General features: G+C 65.6%; 20 protein-coding genes and 1 tRNA gene. 9 read left to right on the forward strand and 12 right to left on the reverse strand.

Going from position 1 to position 20,120, the window contains the following annotated elements; translation table 11 throughout:
• Positions 1–540: 540 nt before the first annotated feature.
• From LOS8367_RS11335 to ypfJ, 5 genes are all read right to left on the reverse strand, one after another.
• Entirely contained in the window at positions 541–1,587 is a 1,047-nt protein-coding gene (locus LOS8367_RS11335; protein WP_165761455.1) for a hypothetical protein, read from the reverse strand.
• Between the two features lie 243 nt (positions 1,588–1,830).
• A complete protein-coding gene (locus tag LOS8367_RS11345; protein ID WP_242665571.1) occupies positions 1,831–2,673 on the reverse strand; it encodes a site-specific integrase in 843 nt (280 codons plus the stop codon).
• A 46-nt stretch (positions 2,674–2,719) separates the two neighbouring features.
• Positions 2,720–2,956 carry a DUF6538 domain-containing protein gene (locus tag LOS8367_RS19440; protein WP_306456261.1) on the reverse strand — a complete coding sequence of 79 codons (237 nt, stop codon included), beginning with the start codon at positions 2,954–2,956 and terminating at the stop codon, positions 2,720–2,722.
• Positions 2,957–3,018: 62 nt separating this feature from the next.
• Positions 3,019–3,103: transfer RNA gene (locus LOS8367_RS11350), tRNA-Leu, on the reverse strand.
• 45 nt (positions 3,104–3,148) lie between these two features.
• The gene (ypfJ, locus tag LOS8367_RS11355; protein ID WP_085896635.1) at positions 3,149–3,997 is read right to left on the reverse strand and encodes a KPN_02809 family neutral zinc metallopeptidase; all 849 of its coding nucleotides are present in this window, start codon (positions 3,995–3,997) and stop codon (positions 3,149–3,151) included.
• A 93-nt stretch (positions 3,998–4,090) separates the two neighbouring features.
• Here ypfJ and LOS8367_RS11360 point away from each other — a divergent pair, with 93 nt between their 5' ends.
• The 3 genes from LOS8367_RS11360 to rocF all read left to right on the forward strand — a co-directional run bounded on the left by LOS8367_RS11360 (position 4,091) and on the right by rocF (position 6,142).
• Positions 4,091–4,669, forward strand: coding sequence for a YqaA family protein (locus tag LOS8367_RS11360; RefSeq protein WP_085896636.1), 579 nt, complete (start codon positions 4,091–4,093; stop codon positions 4,667–4,669).
• Positions 4,666–5,124 carry a disulfide bond formation protein B gene (locus LOS8367_RS11365; RefSeq protein WP_085896637.1) on the forward strand — a complete coding sequence of 153 codons (459 nt, stop codon included), beginning with the start codon at positions 4,666–4,668 and terminating at the stop codon, positions 5,122–5,124. The genes LOS8367_RS11360 and LOS8367_RS11365 overlap by 4 nt, the downstream gene beginning before the upstream one ends.
• 94 nt (positions 5,125–5,218) lie before the next feature.
• Complete coding sequence (rocF, locus tag LOS8367_RS11370) at positions 5,219–6,142, forward strand: arginase (protein WP_085896638.1); 924 nt, start codon at positions 5,219–5,221, stop codon at positions 6,140–6,142.
• A 70-nt stretch (positions 6,143–6,212) separates the two neighbouring features.
• Here rocF and LOS8367_RS11375 read toward each other — a convergent pair whose 3' ends face one another.
• Positions 6,213–6,488, reverse strand: a complete 276-nt coding sequence (locus LOS8367_RS11375) for an usg protein (RefSeq protein ID WP_085896639.1) — start codon at positions 6,486–6,488, stop codon at positions 6,213–6,215.
• Positions 6,489–6,695: 207 nt separating this feature from the next.
• Between LOS8367_RS11375 and gyrA the strand changes: the two genes are divergently transcribed.
• The 4 genes from gyrA to gluQRS all read left to right on the forward strand — a co-directional run bounded on the left by gyrA (position 6,696) and on the right by gluQRS (position 11,972).
• Positions 6,696–9,452 carry a DNA gyrase subunit A gene (gene gyrA / locus LOS8367_RS11380; protein WP_207569259.1) on the forward strand — a complete coding sequence of 919 codons (2,757 nt, stop codon included), beginning with the start codon at positions 6,696–6,698 and terminating at the stop codon, positions 9,450–9,452.
• 67 nt (positions 9,453–9,519) lie between these two features.
• Positions 9,520–10,887, forward strand: coding sequence for a methylenetetrahydrofolate--tRNA-(uracil(54)-C(5))-methyltransferase (FADH(2)-oxidizing) TrmFO (gene trmFO, locus LOS8367_RS11385; protein ID WP_085896640.1), 1,368 nt, complete (start codon positions 9,520–9,522; stop codon positions 10,885–10,887).
• A gap of 59 nt (positions 10,888–10,946) precedes the next feature.
• Entirely contained in the window at positions 10,947–11,132 is a 186-nt protein-coding gene (locus tag LOS8367_RS11390; protein ID WP_085896641.1) for a hypothetical protein, read from the forward strand.
• Positions 11,133–11,972: a tRNA glutamyl-Q(34) synthetase GluQRS gene (gene gluQRS, locus LOS8367_RS11395; RefSeq protein ID WP_085896642.1), complete on the forward strand. Its 840-nt coding sequence runs from the start codon at positions 11,133–11,135 to the stop codon at positions 11,970–11,972.
• 42 nt (positions 11,973–12,014) lie between these two features.
• On the opposite strand, the gene hisI is transcribed toward gluQRS, so the two are convergent.
• Positions 12,015–12,371, reverse strand: coding sequence for a phosphoribosyl-AMP cyclohydrolase (gene hisI / locus LOS8367_RS11400; protein WP_085896643.1), 357 nt, complete (start codon positions 12,369–12,371; stop codon positions 12,015–12,017).
• Between the two features lie 66 nt (positions 12,372–12,437).
• Here hisI and LOS8367_RS11405 point away from each other — a divergent pair, with 66 nt between their 5' ends.
• Positions 12,438–12,908, forward strand: coding sequence for an iron-sulfur cluster assembly scaffold protein (locus tag LOS8367_RS11405; protein ID WP_085896644.1), 471 nt, complete (start codon positions 12,438–12,440; stop codon positions 12,906–12,908).
• Positions 12,909–13,077: 169 nt separating this feature from the next.
• On the opposite strand, the gene LOS8367_RS19385 is transcribed toward LOS8367_RS11405, so the two are convergent.
• The 5 genes from LOS8367_RS19385 to sciP all read right to left on the reverse strand — a co-directional run bounded on the left by LOS8367_RS19385 (position 13,078) and on the right by sciP (position 18,777).
• On the reverse strand, positions 13,078–13,200 hold the full coding sequence (locus LOS8367_RS19385) for a hypothetical protein (protein ID WP_269396285.1): 123 nt from the start codon (positions 13,198–13,200) through the stop codon (positions 13,078–13,080).
• A gap of 123 nt (positions 13,201–13,323) precedes the next feature.
• Positions 13,324–15,420: an ATP-dependent DNA helicase RecG gene (gene recG / locus LOS8367_RS11410; protein WP_085896645.1), complete on the reverse strand. Its 2,097-nt coding sequence runs from the start codon at positions 15,418–15,420 to the stop codon at positions 13,324–13,326.
• Complete coding sequence (gene ligA, locus LOS8367_RS11415; RefSeq protein WP_085896646.1) at positions 15,417–17,600, reverse strand: NAD-dependent DNA ligase LigA; 2,184 nt, start codon at positions 17,598–17,600, stop codon at positions 15,417–15,419. The genes recG and ligA overlap by 4 nt, the downstream gene beginning before the upstream one ends.
• Positions 17,601–17,688: 88 nt before the next feature.
• Positions 17,689–18,402: a response regulator transcription factor CtrA gene (gene ctrA / locus LOS8367_RS11420; protein ID WP_085896647.1), complete on the reverse strand. Its 714-nt coding sequence runs from the start codon at positions 18,400–18,402 to the stop codon at positions 17,689–17,691.
• A gap of 96 nt (positions 18,403–18,498) precedes the next feature.
• The gene (gene sciP / locus LOS8367_RS11425; protein WP_085896648.1) at positions 18,499–18,777 is read right to left on the reverse strand and encodes a CtrA inhibitor SciP; all 279 of its coding nucleotides are present in this window, start codon (positions 18,775–18,777) and stop codon (positions 18,499–18,501) included.
• A gap of 150 nt (positions 18,778–18,927) precedes the next feature.
• Between sciP and mnmA the strand changes: the two genes are divergently transcribed.
• The gene (gene mnmA, locus LOS8367_RS11430) at positions 18,928–20,079 is read left to right on the forward strand and encodes a tRNA 2-thiouridine(34) synthase MnmA (protein ID WP_085896649.1); all 1,152 of its coding nucleotides are present in this window, start codon (positions 18,928–18,930) and stop codon (positions 20,077–20,079) included.
• Positions 20,080–20,120 lie beyond the last annotated feature (41 nt).

A 20,120-nucleotide genomic window follows, 5' to 3' on the forward strand; every position in this document is an offset into this window, starting at 1 on the left:
CCTGCGCGCCAGTCGGACCTATCGCGAGCACGCGGCGCGGGCCAGCCCCAAGAGTGGCTTCGCATCGAAACGTGAGCAAAGCTGGTGCCGGTGGGGTGAGTTTTGTTCCCGCTACAGGTACCAGGGAAACCTCCAACGTATTGATGCGCCTCGGCTTTTGACTGGATCAAGCCAAGGCGCAGTACATTCCGGAGGTATGCCTGCCGAAAGCAGTTGCGTCTGACCTCGTACAGATCACCTCAGGGATGAAGATTCCCTAACGGAAAGCAAGTTTTTCTGGTAGGTCTGGTCTGTGTTTGACGAGTTATGCTTGTTTAACTGGCGGTGTCACGGCTCAGATCCGGCAATTGACCACTTCGCCTGAGCAGCACAGATGAATGACCGCCTTGTCTGAGGCCGTGACCCACTTCCTCGCTTTTGGCCACTGATCGAACAACTGCGCAGTTCAAGCAACTCTCATCTTGCCTGCCGATGCAAAACCGAAACTTGCAGATAAACCGGGGCGGGAAGGCCCCGGTCTTTCTCCATTCGGCGGCGATATTACGCAGCGACCGAGACGCGCTGCTTGCCCTCTACCGCCTCCGACTTAGCCGAAGTCGCAGTATATACGCCATTCGCTCGCTCGGTTGAGGCAGCTTCGATCGGCTTAAGTGTGATGCCAACCGTGTCAGCGCTGCCGATCAGGGAAATCAGCGACTCCTGCATCATCTTGGCTTGAACCCGCTCGGCGGCTGCACGCGAAGCGGCGACATCGACATCCTCGTCGGCCTCATGGGCTTCCTCGGGACGAACGGTTGCGGTCAGCGAGTTATCGACCTTGTTCCAGCCCTTCTCCTTCGGGCCAGCCCGCTCCGAGGCTTTCGAGTTTTCAGATGCCTTGTTCACGCCTGCGACAGCCTCATCGCTGGCGCCGTTCGCAGCCTTGGCACCCGCTCCCTGTACGGCAGCGGGACCAGCAACTGTATCGCCTTGGTGCGCAGAAGCGTTCCCAGCGGCTTTGGCTTCAGCCTTGGCCAGATCTTCTGCTTCCTCAGCAGCCTTCTCAGCAGCCTTCTCGGCGGCTTCGAGAGCCTCCTCTTCTGCCTTGGCTTGAGCCTTGGCCGCGTCCTCAGCAGCCTCAGCGGCCTCCTTAGCCGCCTTCTCAGCAGCTTCGAGTGCCTCTTCCTCCGCTTTCGCCTGCGCCTTTGCAGCGTCCTCGGCAGCTTCCGCAGCGTCCTTCGCCGCCTTCTCGGCAGCTTCGAGAGCCTCCTCCTCGGCTTCGGCCTGCGCCTTCGCGGCGTCCTCCGCGGCCTTTGCAGCAGCTTCAGCAGCTTCCTCCTGAGCCTCTAACGCGGCCTTCGCAGCGTCTTGCTCTGCTTTGGTCATCGTCGGCGTGCTGGTCGTGCTGCTGCTCGCGCCTTCTGAAATATCCACGATGATTGCTGGTGAGGTCTGCGTACCACTGAATGTCGTCGGCTCAGTCGTCGTGTTCGTGTTCGTGTTCGTGTTCGTGTTCGTATTCGTGTTCGTGTTCGTGTTCGTGGATGCGGCATTCTGCGCGGCTTGCCAGAGCTGATCGAGCGGCTGGCCAATGTTCGAGATTGTCATTCGGGGGTCCTCCTTCCTGACATGCCCTGGTGAACTGCAGCTCGATCACGGCCTAATTCTTGTGCAAGTGAGACTTTTTCAGGCCTTTGTCCCTTTGGTCAAAGCATTCCCCTGGGGCCGGGCGGACTGGCGCCAATGGTCCTTCAATCCGGTACGGGGGCAGTCGTCTTGTCCGTCCCTTACAGGGATCGAACCTTTACGTTTCGCCGGCAGCTGCGGATTGCATCCACCTTCGCAAGACGATCAGAGGGTAGCCTTTCCCGTAACCGTGACCGACGCCCTCGGTTTGCCAACCGCCGATTTGGCCACGATGTCTGCTGGGCATTCCACTGCCCGTAGCCGGTCACGCATCGAGTGCCGGAAGCTATGCATGGTGGTCCCCTTCGGCACATAGGCCTTGAGCCACTTGTTGAGACCTGCACTGGCAGCATTCGCGTTTGTGGTGTCGGTCTTGTTATAGCGAGGGAAGGCGAAAGCCGTGCCGTCCTGCGCCTCCAACAGCCGCCCTGCCGCCCATCGTACCGAGCCAACGAGAGGGACTTCCCTCGCGCTGCCAGCCGTCTTGAGCCTACGCCACGGGTGCAGAGTAATCCGGGCCGTGTAGTTGCCGTCAGCGTCCTGCACGATGTCCTCGCAGAGCAGCCCCGCTGCCTCTGCTATCCGCATCCCCGTATCCGCGACCAAAGCAACCAGCCAGCGCATCTCATCGTCCAGGCGGTAGCACTCGGCCTGTACAGCATGGATAGCCTCAACCGGAACAGGCTGACGGTCCGAAACACCTGCTGAACGGTCGTAGTAGACCTTGCCGAAGAGGTTCATCAGCTCGATCCCCTCTTCATTGCCAGCGAAGTTGATGACCGACCGCACCGTGCCGAAGACCCAGGTAATGCTGCTGCCAGCCATGCCACGAGCAATCAGAGCATCGCGGAAAGCATTGGCGTCCGCCTTCGTGTAGCTCGTGAGAGGCTTGTCTCCGCAGGTGTCGATCACATAGCCGCAAGCCCGCTCTGCTGCCCGGTGAAAGGTGATCCCTTTCCCGTCACCCTTGAGCCGCAGGTATGTCACCACAGCCTCGGAAAGCCTCATGCAGTCGATGTTGACACTGCCGCCCTCGGAGGTCCGCTGACGGGGATCAGCCACTCCAGTCGCAGCATGTGCTTCCCTGGAAGGTCCGCATCCTGACTGCGGAGGTGGTCCCAATATTCATCGAGCTAGTTGGCCGCTCGTACGGCTCGTGCAGCTGCCACTGTAGCGAATACGAGATCTTCGATGAGGTGTAGTGGCGTCTCAGTTCCGTCGGCACCCGACGTTGGAAGTAGAAGATGCCGCCCTTGAGAAAGCAGTGGGGGGCAGAAATATACTCCGGCATGTACTACGCCTTGGCTTGATCCGATCAAAAGCCGAGGCGTTACAGTGCCTTGGAGATTTCACTGGTGCCGGTGGGGGGACTCGAACCCCCACGCCTTGTGGGCGGCGGATTTTGAATCCGCTGCGTCTACCATTCCGCCACACCGGCTAGCCCGACCCGCATAGACCGGCCCGGCGATCCCGTCAACGCGCCTCAGATGCGATCCGTGGCGAAGGTGTCGCAGGCCTCGAGACTGCCCTGCTCGTAGCCGGTCGCGAACCAGCGCTGGCGTTGCTCTGAGGTGCCGTGGGTGAAACTGTCCGGTCGCACCGTGCGCCCCGCCTCGCGCTGCAAGGTGTCGTCGCCGATCTGGGCCGCGGCATTCATCGCCTCCTCGATGTCGCCCGGCTCGAGCGAGCCGAACATCGCCTCGGCCCGGCGCGCCCAGATGCCCGAGAAGCAGTCTGCCTGAAGCTCGATCCGCACCGACAGCGCGTTCGAAGTGGCCTCGTCGCTGCGTTGGCGCACGGCGTTGACCTCGCCCAGCACGCCCAGCTCGTTCTGCACGTGGTGCGCGACTTCGTGAGCCACGACATAGGCGGCGGCGAAATCGCCGCCCGCGCCGAGCCGCCGGTCGAGGGTGGTGAAGAAATCGGTATCGAGGAAGATCCGCTCCTCGGGCGGGCAGTAGAACGGACCGGTGGCAGCCGAGGCGCCGCCGCAGGCCGATTGCGTCGCCCCCTTGAACAACACCAGTTCGGCCGGCTCATAGGCCCTCCCTACCTCGCTGGCGAATATGTCGGCCCAGATCTCCTCGGTGTCGGCGAGGGTGACGGAAACGAACTGCGCCGCTTCCTCGTCGGCGGCGGTGATCTCGCCGCCGCCACCCTGCATCTGCCCGTCATCCAAAAGCGGCGTCAGGTCCACCCCGAGGAAATAACCGACAACCACGATGGCCAGTAGCCCGAAGCCGCCCGCTCCGCCGATGGCCACGCCGCGTCCGCCGCCCGAGCGGCGCCTGTCGATGATGTTGCCGCTGCCCCGGCGTCCGCGCCATTTCATGTCGTCGTTCTCCCCTGCGGGCGATTGCCCGGTTGACCCCGCGCCGGGGCCGTGTTCCTGAACAAGTGACGTTTCAGAGGTGACCCGAGTTCCATGCTGCGCCGTTTCTATGACATGACCATTTCTCTGGCGGGTCACCGTCATGCCCTGCCCGCCCTTGGCGCGGTCAGCTTCGCCGAATCCTCGGTCTTCCCGATTCCACCGGACGCGCTGATGATCCCGATGATCCTCGCCCGGCCGCGCCGCGCCTGGGTCATCGCGCTGGTCTGCACGCTGGCCTCCGTGGCCGGTGCACTTCTGGGTTACTGGATCGGCGCGGCGCTATTCGACAGCCTCGGACAATGGGTGCTCGACCTCTACGGCAAGGCCGAGAAATTCGAGGAGTTCCGGCTGCGCTACAATGACTGGGGCGCCTGGGCCGTGCTGGTCGCCGGCGTCACGCCGTTTCCCTTCAAGGTGATCACGATCGCGTCGGGAGTGACCGGGCTTTCGCTGCCGGTGTTCATCCTGTCCTCGATCATCGCGCGCGCGGCGCGGTTCTTTCTCGTGGCGGCGATCCTGCGCGTGTTCGGCGACGTCGCGCGGGACTTCATCGAGCGGCGGCTGGGTCTGGTCTTCACCGTCTTCTGCGCCATGCTCTTCGCCGGTTTCTACGCGACGAGGTACTTGTGAGCCGCACCCTGACCATTCTTCTCGCGACGCTCGGCTCGGCCGCGTTGCTGGGCGGGGCCTTCATCTTCCAGGCCTTCGGCTACCCGCCCTGCGCCATGTGCATCTGGCAGCGCTGGCCGCACGGCATCGCCATCGTCATCGGCCTGATCGCGCTGATGCTGCCGGGCCGGGTCCTGCCGCTTCTGGGTGCGCTGGCCGCCGTGACCACGGCCGCCATCGGTGTGTTCCACACCGGGGTCGAGCGCGACTGGTGGGAAGGCCCGGCGAGCTGCACCGGCACCGGCCAGAGCCTCGGCTCGCTGTCGGGGGGCGACCTGCTGTCGATGGACGGCCCGCGCCTGGTGATGTGCGACGTGGTGAGCTGGGAGTTGTTCGGTCTGTCGATGGCGAGCTGGAATGCCCTGTTCTCGCTGGTGCTGGTTGGCCTGTGGGTCGCCGCGCTGCGCCGCAGCTGAGCGTGATCTCCGCCGTACGGGCCCCTTCACCGGCGGCAGGGCGACCCAAGGATACCCCTTGCCCGTGCCCCCGCGGGCACGCCATGATCCCGGCATGACAGATTGCATCCTCATCGGCGCCCCGGTGGATTGCGGCAAGCGACGCCGCGGCTGCCTCATGGGCCCCGACGCCTACCGTACCGCAGGTCTCGCAGAGGCGCTCGCCTCGCTGGGCCACGGTGTCACCGACATCGGCAACGTCGCCCCCGACCGGGTGGAGGTCGCGCCGCCGCGCAATGGCGCGGTGCACGAGCTCGCGCTCAATGTCGGCTGGACCGCGGCCCTGATGCGCGCCGCGCGTGAGCAGGCGCCAAACGGTTTTCCGATCTTCATGGGCGGCGACCATGCGCTGTCGCTCGGCACAGTGGCCGGGATGGCCGCTCACGCCGAAGAGATCGGCCGCCCGCTCTTCGTGCTCTGGCTCGACGCGCATAGCGATTTCCACACGCCCGACACCACCACCACCGGCAACCTGCACGGCACGCCACTAGGTTACGTCACGGGCCGCGAGGGCTTCGACGCCTTTCCGCCGTTGCCGGCCACGGTGCCGGTGAGCCGGGTCGGAATGATCGGGCTCAGGAGCGTCGATCCCGAGGAGCGCGCCGCGCTCGAGGATGGCGACGCGATGCTGGTCGACATGCGGATGATCGACGAGATCGGCATCGCGCGCCCGCTCTCGGAATTCCTCGACCGCGTTCAGGAGGCCGACGGCATCCTGCACGTTTCGCTCGACGTCGACTTCCTCGACCCGGCCGCCGCTCCCGCCGTGGGCACCACGGTGCCCGGCGGCGCGACGGTGCGCGAGGCGCATCTGGCGATGGAGATGCTGTCCGACAGCGGTCTCGTGGCCTCGCTCGACCTCGTCGAGTTGAACCCCTCGCTCGACGAGCGCGGCCGTACCGCGGCGCTGATGGTCGAACTGGCGGCTTCGCTGATGGGTCGCAGGGTGTTCGACCGGCCAACCCCGCGCGGCGCCTGAGCGACTTTGTTCCCGAAATACGCCGGGGGACCGGGGGCAGCGCCCCCGGGGCTTCCCCGCGGCGCCACGCTCAATGATAATGGAACTCGCCGGTCACGTTGCGCCACTCACCCGGCGAGATCAGCTTTCGGTGGGTGAAACGGACCGAGTGCAGCGGCCCCTCGATCTCGTCCTGCCAGAATTCGATGAATTCGAACAATCTCGGATGGTCCGGCGCCAGGTCGTATTCCTGCCAGACGAAGCTGTTGAGCACGTGCCTGTAGTCGGGCATGCGGTAGAATAGCTCGGCCGTGGTGAGCCCATAGCCCTTGAGCATCAGTTCGGTTTCCGAGAGGTCCTGCGCCATCGAATGGCTCCTGCGTGGCATGCGGGCTTGACCCCGCATCTCGATTCCAGCATAGAACTGCGAAAAGTCAATTATCCCAGTTTGTTAGCCACTCTGCCCAGCGGCTGCCAGCGGGCAGCGGCATCCTCTGTTGCGCCCCATATGGCGCGGGTGCTATAGGTTTGGCTCACAATATATAGCAGTCACAAGACAGCAGGCTTTCCCCCCGTGAGCGACATTCCCGACACACCCGAGACCGACGATTCCATGCCCGAGCGCCCCGCGCCCAGCGGCCCCACGGTCTCCATCGTCGAGGAGATGAAGACCTCCTATCTCGATTATGCGATGAGCGTGATCGTCAGCCGCGCGATCCCAGATCTGCGCGACGGGCTCAAGCCCGTGCATCGGCGCATCCTCTACGCCATGCACGAAACCGGCAACGCGCATGACAAGCCCTATCGCAAGTCGGCCCGCCCCGTGGGCGACGTGATGGGCAAGTATCACCCGCATGGCGATTCAGCCATCTACGACGCACTGGTGCGGATGGCGCAGGACTTCTCGATGTCGCTGCCGCTGCTCGACGGACAAGGTAACTTCGGCTCCATGGACGGCGACAACGCCGCGGCCATGCGCTACACCGAGGTCCGCATGGACCGCCCGGCGGCGTTCCTGTTGTCGGACATCGACAAGGACACGGTCGATTTCCAAGACAACTACGACGGTAAGGACCGCGAGCCGACCGTGCTTCCGGCCCGCTTTCCGAACATGCTGGTCAACGGCGCGGGCGGCATCGCCGTCGGCATGGCGACCAACATCCCGCCGCACAACCTCGGCGAGGTCATCGACGCCTGTCTCGCGCTGATCGACGACCCGGACCTCTCTTCCGAGGGGCTGATGGAGTTCGTCCCCGGTCCCGATTTCCCGACGGGCGGGCTGATGCTTGGCCGTTCCGGCGCGCGCAAGGCTTATCTCGAAGGGCGCGGCTCGGTGATCATCCGCGCCAAGACCCATGTCGAGGAACTGCGCAAGGACCGCTACGCCATCGTCGTCGACGAGATCCCCTACCAGGTGAACAAGGCGTCGATGATCGACCGCATCGCCGAGGCCGCGCGCGACAAGCGGATCGAGGGCATCGCCCATGTGCAGGACGAGAGCGACCGCAACGGTGTGCGCGTCGTGGTCGAGCTCAAGCGCGACGCGACACCCGACGTGGTGCTGAACCAGCTGTTCCGCTTCACGCCGATGCAGACCTCGTTCGGCTGCAACATGCTGGCACTCAACGGCGGTCGGCCCGAGACGCTGACGCTGCGCGGTTTTCTGACCGCCTTCCTCGACTTCCGCGAAGACGCGATCGCGCGGCGCACGGCGTTCCTGCTGCGCAAGGCGCGCGAACGTAGCCACATCCTGTGCGGCCTCGCCGTCGCGGTGTCGAATGTCGACGAGGTCGTGGCCACGATCCGGTCCTCGGCCGATGCGGGCGACGCGCGCGAAAAGCTGATGACCCGCGCCTGGCCCGCGCATGAGATCATCGAGTACATCAAACTGATCGACGACCCCCTCCATCCGGTGAACGAGGATGGCACCTACAATCTGTCGGAAGCGCAGGCCCGGGCGATCCTCGAACTGCGGCTGCAACGCCTGACCCAGATCGGCGTGCAGGAGGTCACCGACGAACTGCAGGAACTGGCCGCGAAGATCCGCGACTATCTCGACATCCTGTCGTCGCGCGAGCGGATCCTGACCATCATCCGCGACGAGCTGCGCGAGGTGCGCGATCTCTTCGCGGTGCCACGCCGGACCGAGATCGTCGACTGGGCCGGCGACATGGAGGACGAGGACCTCATCGAGCGCGAGGACATGGTCGTCACCGTGACCCAGGGCGGCTACATCAAGCGCACGCCGCTGGCCGAGTTCCGCTCCCAGCGGCGCGGCGGCAAGGGCCTGGGCTCGATGCAGACCAAGGAGGACGACGTCGTCACCTCGCTCTTCGTCGCGAACACGCATGACCAAATGCTGTTCTTCACGACCGAGGGCATGGTCTACAAGCTCAAGTGCTGGCGCCTGCCGCTCGGCAGCCGCACCGCGCGCGGCAAGGCGATCGTCAACATCCTGCCGATCCCCACGGGCGTCTCGATCGCGGCGATCATGCCGGTCGACCGCCCCGAGGAGGACTGGTCGGACCTGCAGATCGTCTTTGCGACCTCGGCGGGGGACGTGCGCCGCAACGCGCTGTCGGACTTCACCAACGTCATGCGCAACGGCAAGATCGCGATGAAGCTGCCCGAGAATGTCAGCCTCGTGAACGCGCGCATCGCGTCCGAGGATGACGACGTGATGCTGGTCACGGATTCCGGCCGAGCGATCCGCTTCCGCACCACCGATGTGCGGGTGTTCCAAGGACGCTCCTCGACCGGCGTACGCGGCATCCGCCTGTCGGATGATGACCACGTGGTGTCGATGGCCGTGATCCCGCATTTCGAAGCCGAGGCATCCGAGCGAGTGGCCTATCTCAAGATGCGCCGCGCCATGGCGGGGATCGCCGACGATGCCGAGGCCGAGGATGATGACGAGGGCATCGTCGCCGGGGCGCTGTCGCCCGAGCGCTATGCCGAGATGTCGGCCTCCGAGACGTTGATCCTGACCATCTCGGCCCGCGGCACCGGCAAGCTGTCGTCGAGCCATGACTATCCGGTCCGCGGTCGCGGCGGCATGGGCGTCAACGCCACAGACAAGGCGATGCGCGGCGGACCGATTGTTTCGGCCTTCCCGGTCGAGACAGGGGATCAGATCATGCTGGTGACCTCCGCCGGCCAATCGATCCGGGTGCCGGTGGACGGGATCTCGTTCCGCTCCCGTTCGGCCGGCGGCGTGAAGGTGTTCGACACCGGGCGCGGCGAAGAGGTCGTCTCGGTGGCGCGGATCGCCGATCAGGGCGACGCGGTGGACGCGGTCGAGGCCGCGGCGCCGGAGGACGACGCCGAGTGAGGCAACGCCCCGTCCGGTCCGCCGGACGGGGCTTTTCATTGGCCGCCGCTGCGCCTATCTGGGCGCCATGACAGAACCTCTTCACATCGTCGGCGGTGGCATGGCCGGCTCCGAAGCCGCTTGGCAGGCCGCCAATGCCGGCATCCCCGTCATCCTGCACGAGATGCGCCCCAAGACCGGCACCTTCGCGCACCGCACCGGCGACCTTGCCGAGATGGTCTGCTCTAACTCGTTCCGCTCGGACGATGACGAGCAAAACGCGGTGGGCCTGCTGCATTGGGAGATGCGCGCCGCGAACGGTCTCATCATGTCGACCGCCGACCGGCACCGCCTGCCGGCGGGTGGCGCGCTGGCCGTCGACCGTGATCCCTTTGCCGCCGATGTCACGGCGCAGCTCAAGGCGCATCCCAACGTCACGGTCAGCTACGAGGAGATCACCGATCTGCCCGAGACCGGGCACTGGATCTTCGCCACCGGGCCGTTGACCTCGCCGGCCCTGGCCGATGCGATCTCGAAGGTGACCGGCACCGGCGCGCTGGCTTTCTTCGACGCCATCGCCCCCATCGTCTATGCCGAGAGCATCGACATGTCGAAAGCATGGCTGCAGTCGCGCTATGACAAGGGCGAGACCGAGGAAGAGCGTACCGCCTACATCAACTGCCCGATGACGAAGGACCAGCACGAAGCCTTCATCGACGCGCTGCTTACCGCCGACAAGGCCGAGTTCCACGAGGGCGAGACGGCGGGCTATTTCGACGGCTGCCTGCCGATCGAGGTGATGGCCGAGCGCGGGCGCGAGACGTTGCGCCACGGACCGATGAAGCCGGTGGGGCTGACCAACCCGCACGATCCGGAAAACAAGCCCTACGCCGTGGTGCAGTTGCGCCGCGACAACAAGCTCGGCACGCTTTACAACATCGTCGGCTTCCAGACGAAGATGAAGTACGGCGCGCAAACCGATGTTTTCCGTATGATTCCAGGCCTCGAGAACGCGCGTTTCGCGCGGCTGGGCGGGATCCATCGCAACACTTTCCTTAACAGTCCGACGCTGCTGGATGCGGAAATGCGGCTCAAGGCTCGGCCGAACATCAGGTTCGCCGGCCAAGTGACCGGTGTCGAAGGATATGTCGAAAGCGCGGCCATGGGGCTGCTGGCGGGTCGCCTCGCCGCTGCGGAGATCCTCGGCGGCTCGGTGCCCGCGGTGCCGCAGACCACGGCGATGGGCGCGCTCGTCACCCACATCACTGGCGGCGCCGAGGCCAAGACGTTCCAGCCGATGAACGTGAATTTCGGGCTGTTCCCGCCGCTCGACGGCGTGCGCGGCGGGCGGCGCGGCCGCAAGGACCGTTACAAGGGCTATACTGACCGTGCCAAGGATGATTGGCAGGGCTGGCTCGCGGCGCAGGAAACCTCCGTGGCGGACGTCGGCGCCTGAACCCTTGCCGCGCGGCCCCCGTGACCACATCTCGGGGGCAGACAACGAATGGACGATTGATGCTCTACATCCTCGCGCTGCTGCTACCGCCCGTCGCCATCATGCTCACCGGTCGGGTGATCCTCGGCATGGTGGTGCTGGTGATCTGGTTCCCGGCGATCCTGATCTCGGGCGGTCTGGGCCACCCGATCTTCATCCTGCTGGCATGGCTGATCATTCACCAAAGCGCGGTGAAGCGCGGCTGAATGCGAGTCACCCGCTTCGCGCCGTCGCCCACCGGGCCTCTGCATCTGGGCCACGCCTTCTCGGCGCTGACGGCCCATGCGCGGGCCGAGGGCGGCACGTTCCTGCTTCGGATCGAAGATATCGACCGCCAGCGGTCGAAGCCCGAATGGGAGCGGCGGATCTACGACGATCTGCGCTGGCTCGGTCTAGAGTGGCCCAAGCCGGTGATGCGGCAGTCGGAGCGTATTTCTGACTACCGCGCAGTGCTTGAACGTCTCTGGGCCGAAGGCCTCCTATATCCCTGCTCGTGCAATAGGCGCGACATATTGGAAGCTGCCTCGGCCCCACAGGAAGGCGGGCCACGTTTTGGGCCCGACGGCATGATCTATCCCGGCACCTGCCGTGGCCATGATCGCTCGGGGCCGTTGCCCGAGGATATGCCACTACGGCTCGACTTGCGGCAGGCGATGAGGCGGATCGACGGCCGTCTGCGCTGGACCGAGACCGGCACCGATCCCGGCCAACGTGAGATCGACCCCGCCGCATTGATCGAAAGCGTCGGCGATCCGGTTCTGGCGCGGCGCGACATGGGCACCTCCTACCATCTCGCGGTGGTGATCGACGATGCGGACCAGGGTGTGACGGAAGTGGTGCGCGGCCGCGACCTGCTGGAGGCCACGCCGCTGCATGTGGCGCTGCAACGGCTGATGGATCTACCGGTCCCCGATTACCACCATCATCGCCTGATCCGCGACGAAACCGGCCGCCGTCTCGCCAAGCGCGACGACGCGCGGGCCATCGGCCTCTACCGCGCCGAGGGGGCAAGCCCGGCCGATATCCGAAAGATGATCGGCCTCTAGGCTACTTTGTTCTTCAAATACGCAAAGGCGACGCTGCCAGCCTCACGCCATCGGCCGGGCCAACTCGACCTCCTCACCTTCGCGGATCGCGGTGTAGAAGCAGTTGCGCCGACCGGTATGGCAGGCAGGACCGGATTGTTCGACCTGCAACAATAGGCAGTCACGGTCGCAATCGAGGCGCATCTCGACCAGCACCTGCTGGTTGCCCGAGGTTGCGCCCTTTTCCCAGAACTCCTGCCGCGAGCGCGACCAGTAGGTGACGCGACCCGAGGCGAGCGTCTTCTCGATCGAGGCCGCGTTCATCCAGGCCATCATCAACACCTCGCCCGTGGAGGTCTCCTGCGCGATGGCGGGGATCAACCCGTTGGCGTCGTAGCGAAGCGTCTTGGGGTCGAACATCGGCACAAACCTTTTGCATCCCGGGGCGTCGTGCCTATCTAGAGGCACGACTGACGAGAGGCAAACATGACCGAGCGCGCCAGCGGCGAGACCGACCTGATCAAGCTCTATTCGCAGCGCATCCTCGCGTTGACGACGGAGATGCCGCTGACCGAGCGGCTGGATGCGCCCGACGCCACGGTGAAGCGGCGCGCGCCATTGTGCGGCTCGACCGTAACGGTCGATGTGACGGTCGAGGATGGCCGGGTGAGCAGGTACGGGCAGGATGTGAAGGCCTGCGCGCTGGGTCAGGCGGCGGCGGCGATCGTCGGCGGCGCCGTGATCGGGCGCGACCATGGCGAGTTGGCCCATGCCCGCGACCAGCTGCGCGCCATGCTGACCGAAAATGCTCCGGTGCCCGATGCCCCCTTCGACGGGTTCGAGGTGCTGCTGCCCGCGCGGGAATACCGCAATCGGCATGCCTCGATTCTACTGGCGATCGAGGCGGTGACCCAAGCGGTAGAGGAAGCCGAAGCGCGCCGACGCGCTGCAGTCTGACAGCACGAAAAAAGCCGCCGCGCATCCTTCGGGATGGCGGCGGCGAAGGCGGGACCCTTCGGGGCTCCGGCCGCGCGCCGAAGCATGGCTTCGGGGCGACGGATGGGCGATCCGCCGCGATTACCCCGCGGGATCAGGGCTGCGGCGACCGGCAAAGGGTCCGGGCAGATCAGATCAGGCCGGGCAGCCACAATCCGACGAACAACAGGATCATCAGAGACGCCGCGCCCAGCGCGTCGGCAACGAGGGTGTCGCGAGAGCGGTTCACTGCAAGTTTGAGTTCCTGGGCCATCCGCGTCTCCTCTCTGCAAGCTCCTGTTGCTGCTTTGTTCCCATACGAGGCGACTGCTGTAAAGAACTTTATGAGAACATTGCCGCTAGGCCGAGGTAGTGCTCTGTATTCTACATGAATTTTTCAGCCGACAGAGATCAGCCGGATCGCCCGATCCTGCTCCATGAGCCAAAGGAGAACACGTGTGGAACGTCCGCGTTCTCCTTCCAAGGCGGGATCGATGGTCAGCAGCGTGCGCGCATCGCTCTGCGCCAAGGCCATCAGCCCGGCATGGCGTTCCAGATCGGCGATGCGGAATCGCGGCAGGCCGGACTGCGCAGTGCCGATCACGTCGCCCGCGCCGCGCATCGAGAGGTCTTCCTCGGAGATGCGGAAGCCGTCCTCGGTCTCGCGCATGATCTCCAACCTGCGGCGCGCGGTCTCGCCAAGGGGCGGCTGGTACAACAGCAGGCAGGTGGACTTGGCGCTGCCGCGTCCGACGCGCCCCCGAAGCTGGTGCAGCTGCGCGAGGCCAAAATTCTCAGCCCGCTCGATTACCATGATCGAGGCGGCGGGCACGTTGACGCCGACCTCGATCACCGTGGTGGCGACGAGCACCTTGGTTTCGCCCGCGACGAAGCGCGCCATGGCGGCATCCTTGTCGGTGGGGGCCAGCTGCCCGTGCACCAGCCCCACCACGCCCTCGCCCAGCGCGGCGCGCAGATGCTTGAACCGTTCCTCGGCCGCCGTCATGTCGGAAACCTCGCTCTCCTCGACTAGGGGACAGACCCAATAGGCCTGTCTCCCCTCCGCCACGGCGGCACGCAGCTTCTCGACCACCTCGCCCAGCCGCTCGGTCGAGACCAGCGCCGTGATGACCGGCGTACGCCCCGGGGGCTTCTCGTCGAGCACGCTTACATCCATGTCGCCGTACTGTGTGAGCGCGAGGCTGCGCGGGATCGGCGTGGCGGTCATCACCAGAACATCGACGCCACGACCCTTGGCGCCAAGCTCCATCCGCTGCGCCACGCCAAAGCGGTGCTGTTCATCGATCACGGCAAGGCGCAGGTCGCGGAACTCCACGTCCTTTTGGAACACCGCATGGGTGCCGACGAGGATCTGTATACGCCCCTCGGCCAAGGCTTCGAGTTTGCGGCGGCGCTCGGCTCCCTTGTCACGTCCCGTGAGCAGCTCGATCACCACGCCCGCGCTTTCGGCCAAGGGCTGCAGGCCTTTGAGGTGCTGACGGGCGAGGATCTCGGTGGGGGCCATCATCACGCCCTGCCCGCCTGCCTCGACCGCGACGAGCAGCGCCATCAGCGCCACGAGCGTCTTGCCCGACCCGACATCGCCCTGAAGCAGCCGGTTCATCCGGCTCTCCGCTCCCATGTCGCGGGCGATCTCGTCCACCGCACGGGCCTGTGCCCCCGTGGGCGCATAGGGCAGCGCCGCAAGGACGCGCCTGCGATGCCGCTTGTCGCCGATGCTGGCTCGTCCCGGCGACCGGCGCGCGGTGGCACGGGCCAGCGCAAGGGTGATCTGGTGCGCCAGCAGTTCGTCATAGGCAAGGCGCAGCCGCGCGGGATGGGTGGGCGAGAGATCGGCTACCCCTTGGGGTTGATGCGCCCGGCCCAGCGCCTCGCGCCAAGAAGGCCAGCCCTCGCGCTGCAGGAGGCCTGGATCGATCCATTCGGTCAGGTCGGGAGCGAGGCCCAGCGCCGATTGCGCGGCGCGCGCCATCTGTTTCTGGGTGATCCCGTTCGACAGCGGGTAGACCGGCTCGAAGGCGAGGATCTCCTCCTCCTTCTCGACCGGCAGCACGTGATCGGGATGCACCATCTGCGCCAGCCCGTCGAACAGTTCTAGCTTGCCGGAGACGACGCGTCGCGCCCCGATGGGCAGCAGCCGCGGCACGTAATCGCCCTTGGCATGGAAAAAGACTAGCTGGAACGCGGTCTCGCTATCCTCCACCGTGACCCGCCAGGGCCGCCCCTTTGCCGCAGGCGCGTGGTGGCGCACCACCTCGACCTCGACCGTCACCACGGCGGGCGGCACTACCTCGCGGATGCTGCCCTTGCGGGCCCGGTCGATGCCCGAATGCGGCAGCGTCAGCAGAACGTCGCGGGGCCGCGCCAGCCCCGCCGCCTCGAAGGCGGGCACGCTCTTGGGGCCAATGCCCTTGAGCTTCTGGATGTCCCCGAAAAGCGGAAACAGGATCTCGGGGCGGCCCTTGACGCTCATGCGTCGCCGATCAGCGCGAGCCAGCCATCCTCGTCGAGCACCTCGACGCCCAGAGCTTCGGCCTTGGCCGCCTTGGAGCCGGCGCCGGGTCCCGCGATCAGCAGGTCGGTCTTGCCCGACACCGAGCCCGCGACCTTGGCGCCGAGCTGTTCGGCACGGGCCTTGGCCTCGGCGCGGGTCATCTTCTCGAGCGTACCGGTGAACACCACGGTCTTGCCCGCCACGGGGCTGTTCTCGGTGCGCGGCTTCTCGGCCGGCTGGATCTCGAGCTGCGCCACCAGCCGATCGACCGAGGCGCGCTCCGCCTCCTGGCTCAGCGCGGTCACAAGGCTCACTGCTACGGTAAAGCCGATACCGTCGATACCGGTGATCTCGGCCCAGCTCGGACTGTCGGGAAGGACCGCCTTGCGCGCCTTGTCGTCCTCGGCCTGCGCGGCGGGCTCATTGGCGGCGGCGTCGACGGCGGTGATCAGCGCGTCCCATGTTCCGAAATGCCGGGCAAGGACATTGGCGGCCACTTCCCCCACATGCGCGATCCCTAGGCCGAACAGCATCCGTCCCAGCGGCACCTTGCGGGCGATATCGATCGCGTCGAACAGCGCGGCGGCGGATTTCTCGCCCCACCCCTCGCGATTCTTGAGCTGCTGCATCCCCGTGCCGTAGCGCTCGCGGAGCATGAAGATGTCGGCGGGTTCCTTGATCCAGCCATCGCGATAGAACTGCTCGACCTGCTTGGCGCCCATCCCGTCGATGTCGAAGGCGGCGCGGCTCACGAGATGGCGCAACTTCTCGACCGCCTGGGCCGGGCAGATCAGCCCCCCGGTACAGCGACGGACGGCATCGCCCTCCTCCCGCGGCGCGGCGGAGCCGCATTCGGGGCAATGATCCGGGAACACATAGGGAACACTGTCTCTGGGACGGCGTCCGAGATCGACATCGGCGATCTTCGGGATCACGTCGCCGGCGCGGTAGACCTGCACTCGGTCGCCTTCACGGATGTCGCGTCCCTCGCGGATCTCCATCCCCTTGGAATCGCGGCCCCTGATGTAATCCTCGTTGTGCAGCGTGGCATTCGAGACGACGACGCCCCCGACCGTCACCGGCTTGAGCCGCGCCACCGGCGATAGCGCGCCGGTACGGCCTATCTGGATCTCGATCTTCTCCAGCGTGGTCCAGGCCAGCTCGGCGGGGAACTTGTGCGCCAGCGCCCAGCGCGGCGTGGTCGAACGCATACCAAGGCGACGCTGGAACGAGAGGTCATCGACCTTGTAGACCACGCCGTCGATGTCATAGCCCAGATCGGCGCGCTTGGCCTCGATTTCGCGATATGCCTTAACCATTTTGTCCGGCGTATCGCAGCGCCGGGTCAGCGGGTTGGTGCAGAATCCCAGCTCCTGAAGTCGAGCGATGGCGTCGTATTGATGCGTGGCCAGCGGTGCGGAAAGCTCGCCCCAAGCATAGGCGAAGAAGCGCAGCGGCCTGAGCCTCGTGATCTCAGGGTCGAGTTGACGCAGCGAGCCCGCGGCGGCGTTGCGCGGATTGGCGAATGTCTTCGAACCGCGCTCGGCATGGCGGGCATTGAGAGCGGCGAAATCGGCATGGCTCATATAGACTTCGCCGCGTACCTCGAGCACGTCGGGTGCATCCTCCAGCGTCTCGGGGATGTCGTCGATGGTCCGTGCATTGGCGGTCACGTCCTCGCCCACGGCACCGTCACCGCGTGTAGCAGCGCGCACCAGACGCCCCTGTTCGTATCGCAGCGACAGAGACAGCCCGTCGATCTTGGGCTCGGCCGTGAAATCGAGCGGCGCGTCCTCGGCGAGGCCGAGGAACTTGCGCACCCGCATCGCGAACTCGGTCACCTCCTCGTCAGTGAAGGCATTGGAGAGCGACAGCATCCGCACCGCGTGGGGCACCTTGCCGAAACCTTCGGCGGGTGCCGCGCCCACCTGTTCCGAGGGGCTGTCGTGGCGCTTGAGCGCCGGGAAGCGCGCCTCGAGCTCGGCATTTCGCGCGCGCAAGGCGTCATAGGCGGCGTCGCTGATCTCGGGGGCATCCTCGACGTGATAGGCCGTGTTGGCCGCGCCGATTTCGGCGGCGAGCCTTTCGAGCTCCTCTTTCGCCTGCGCCTCGGTGAGCGTCGCGACCTCGATCGCCCGCAGATCCTGTTCCGCCGTCAAAGCCGTCTCCCGGTCCCCGTTACGGGCCGAGCTGCCCGCGCGGCGAACTTAGAAGTCCGGCGGGGGAGCGTCCAGATGCCGGGGCGGTTCAGGCGCCGATGGCCAGCGGCGGCACCTCCCGCGCCGGTTCCGGATCGCGAAGCACGTAACCGCGCCCCCAGACCGTCTCGATGTAGTGCGCCCCCCCGGTGGCCTGGGCCAGCTTCTTGCGCAGTTTGCAAATGAACACGTCGATGATCTTCAACTCTGGCTCGTCCATGCCGCCATAGAGGTGGTTGAGGAACATCTCCTTGGTGAGCGTCGTGCCCTTGCGAAGGCTCAGCAGCTCCAACATCTGGTACTCCTTGCCGGTGAGATGCACCGACTGCCCACCCGCCTCCACCGTCTTGGCGTCGAGATTGATCGCAACCTCCCCTGTGACGATCACCGATTGCGCGTGTCCCTTGGAACGACGGATGATGGCATGAATGCGCGCCACCAGCTCGTCGCGGTGGAACGGTTTTGTCAGGTAATCATCCGCCCCGAAGCCGAACCCCTTCAGCTTGCTCTCGGTGTCGTCGTCGCCCGACAAGATCAGGATCGGCGTCGAAACCCGGTGCAGCCTGAGCTGACGCAGCACCTCGTGGCCGGTCATGTCCGGCAAGTGCAGATCGAGGAGGATCAGGTCGTAGTCATAGAGCTTCGCCAAGTCGATCCCCTCCTCCCCCATATCCGTCGCATAGACGTTCAGGTTGGCATGGGTGAGCATCAGCTCGATGCTCTTCGACGTGGTCGGGTCGTCCTCAACCAGCAAGACGCGCATTCCTTACCCTCCGTGCTCCGGGTTCAACCATCGCCGGCGAGTAAGCCACCGGACGGTTAACACCGTATTACCCTGGGTCAACCATGCCACTGCACCTCACGGTTGTCTATACTTCTGTATAGTCGTTACGCGCAGTCCCTCGGGGCCATGACGCCTCGCCAGTCTTTCCCAGCTTTGCAGCTCCTCCTCGGACAGGCCGTAGGTCTCGATCGCATAGTCCCGTGAAACGAGACCCACGGTGATCGCCAACAATAATCGCGCCTTGCGCGAGGCGACCCAGCGCTCCGTATCCGGGCTTGGCAGGTCTGCGCGCGTCAGGATGCGCCCGTCAGGCAGCGTCACCGCCCGCGGCCCCTCGACTTTCCGTAGATACATTTTCACCCTCCTCTCACCCCGGCTCCGACCCTGCGCGCGCCAGGGCTAAGGAGCGGTGAAGCCGGGGGGTTGGAAATGGGGGGCATTTTCCTATATTGCGGCCCGATCGCCGCTTCGCGCGCGCCTCCACCCTGCGCCAAGGATCGTCCCATGCCGCTCGACAGCTTCGCCACCACCGGGCTCAATTCGCTGGGCTTTGCCAAGCCCGCCTCGCAGACCCGCGTCGTCGTGGCGATGTCGGGCGGCGTCGACAGCTCCGTTGTCGCCGCCCAGCTCAAGGAGGAAGGCTACGACGTCGTGGGCGTGACGCTGCAGCTCTACGATCACGGCGCGGCGCTGGCCAAGAAGGGCGCCTGCTGCGCCGGGCGCGACATCCACGATGCACGACGCGTGGCCGAGGCGATGGGCTTTCCGCACTACGTGCTCGACTACGAGAACACCTTCCGCGAGGCGGTGATCGACGAGTTCGCCGACAGCTATCTCGCTGGCGCGACGCCGGTGCCCTGCATCCGCTGCAACGAGCGGGTGAAGTTCAAGGACCTGCTGGCCACCGCCAAGGATCTCGACGCCGATTGCATGGCGACCGGCCACTACATCCGCCGCGAGATGGGCGCCGCGGGCGCCGAACTCCATTCGGCCGCCGATGCGAACCGCGACCAGAGCTATTTCCTGTTCTCGACCACGCAGGAACAGCTTGACTACCTGCGCTTTCCGCTGGGCGGGCTGAAGTCGAAGGCTGAAACCAGGGCGCTGGCCGCACGCTACGGGCTTTCGGTCGCCGACAAGCCGGACAGCCAGGACATTTGCTTCGTGCCCAATGGCAACTACGCCGCCGTGATCGAGAAGCTGCGCCCCGGTGCCGCGGAGCCGGGCGAGATCGTGCATGTCGACGGGCGAGTGCTGGGCGAGCATCGGGGGCTGATCCACTATACGGTGGGCCAGCGCCGGGGTCTGGGTATCGGCGGTCTAGACGAGCCGCTCTACGTCGTGAAGCTCGACGTGGAGGCGCGGCGCGTCGTAGTCGGACCCAAGGAGATGCTGGCGACGCGGCGCGTGCCGCTCAAGGAAATCAACTGGATTGGCGGCGGTAGCTTCACAGATGCCAAGGAACGCGAAGTGCTCGTGCGCGTCCGCTCGACCCGCCCGCCGGCCCCGGCGGTGATCCGTCCGACCAATGAGACGGAGGCCGAGGTCGAGTTGCTCTCGCCCGAACAGGGCGTCTCTCCCGGCCAGGCCTGCGTGTTCTATGCCACCGAAGGCAGCCGCGTGCTCGGCGGTGGCTGGATCTGGAAGGGCCGCTGAGGCGGGACCAAAACTCTTCCAAGAGTTTTGGCAAATTTCTT

This window comes from Limimaricola soesokkakensis (assembly GCF_900172345.1).
Lineage (GTDB): Bacteria > Pseudomonadota > Alphaproteobacteria > Rhodobacterales > Rhodobacteraceae > Limimaricola > Limimaricola soesokkakensis.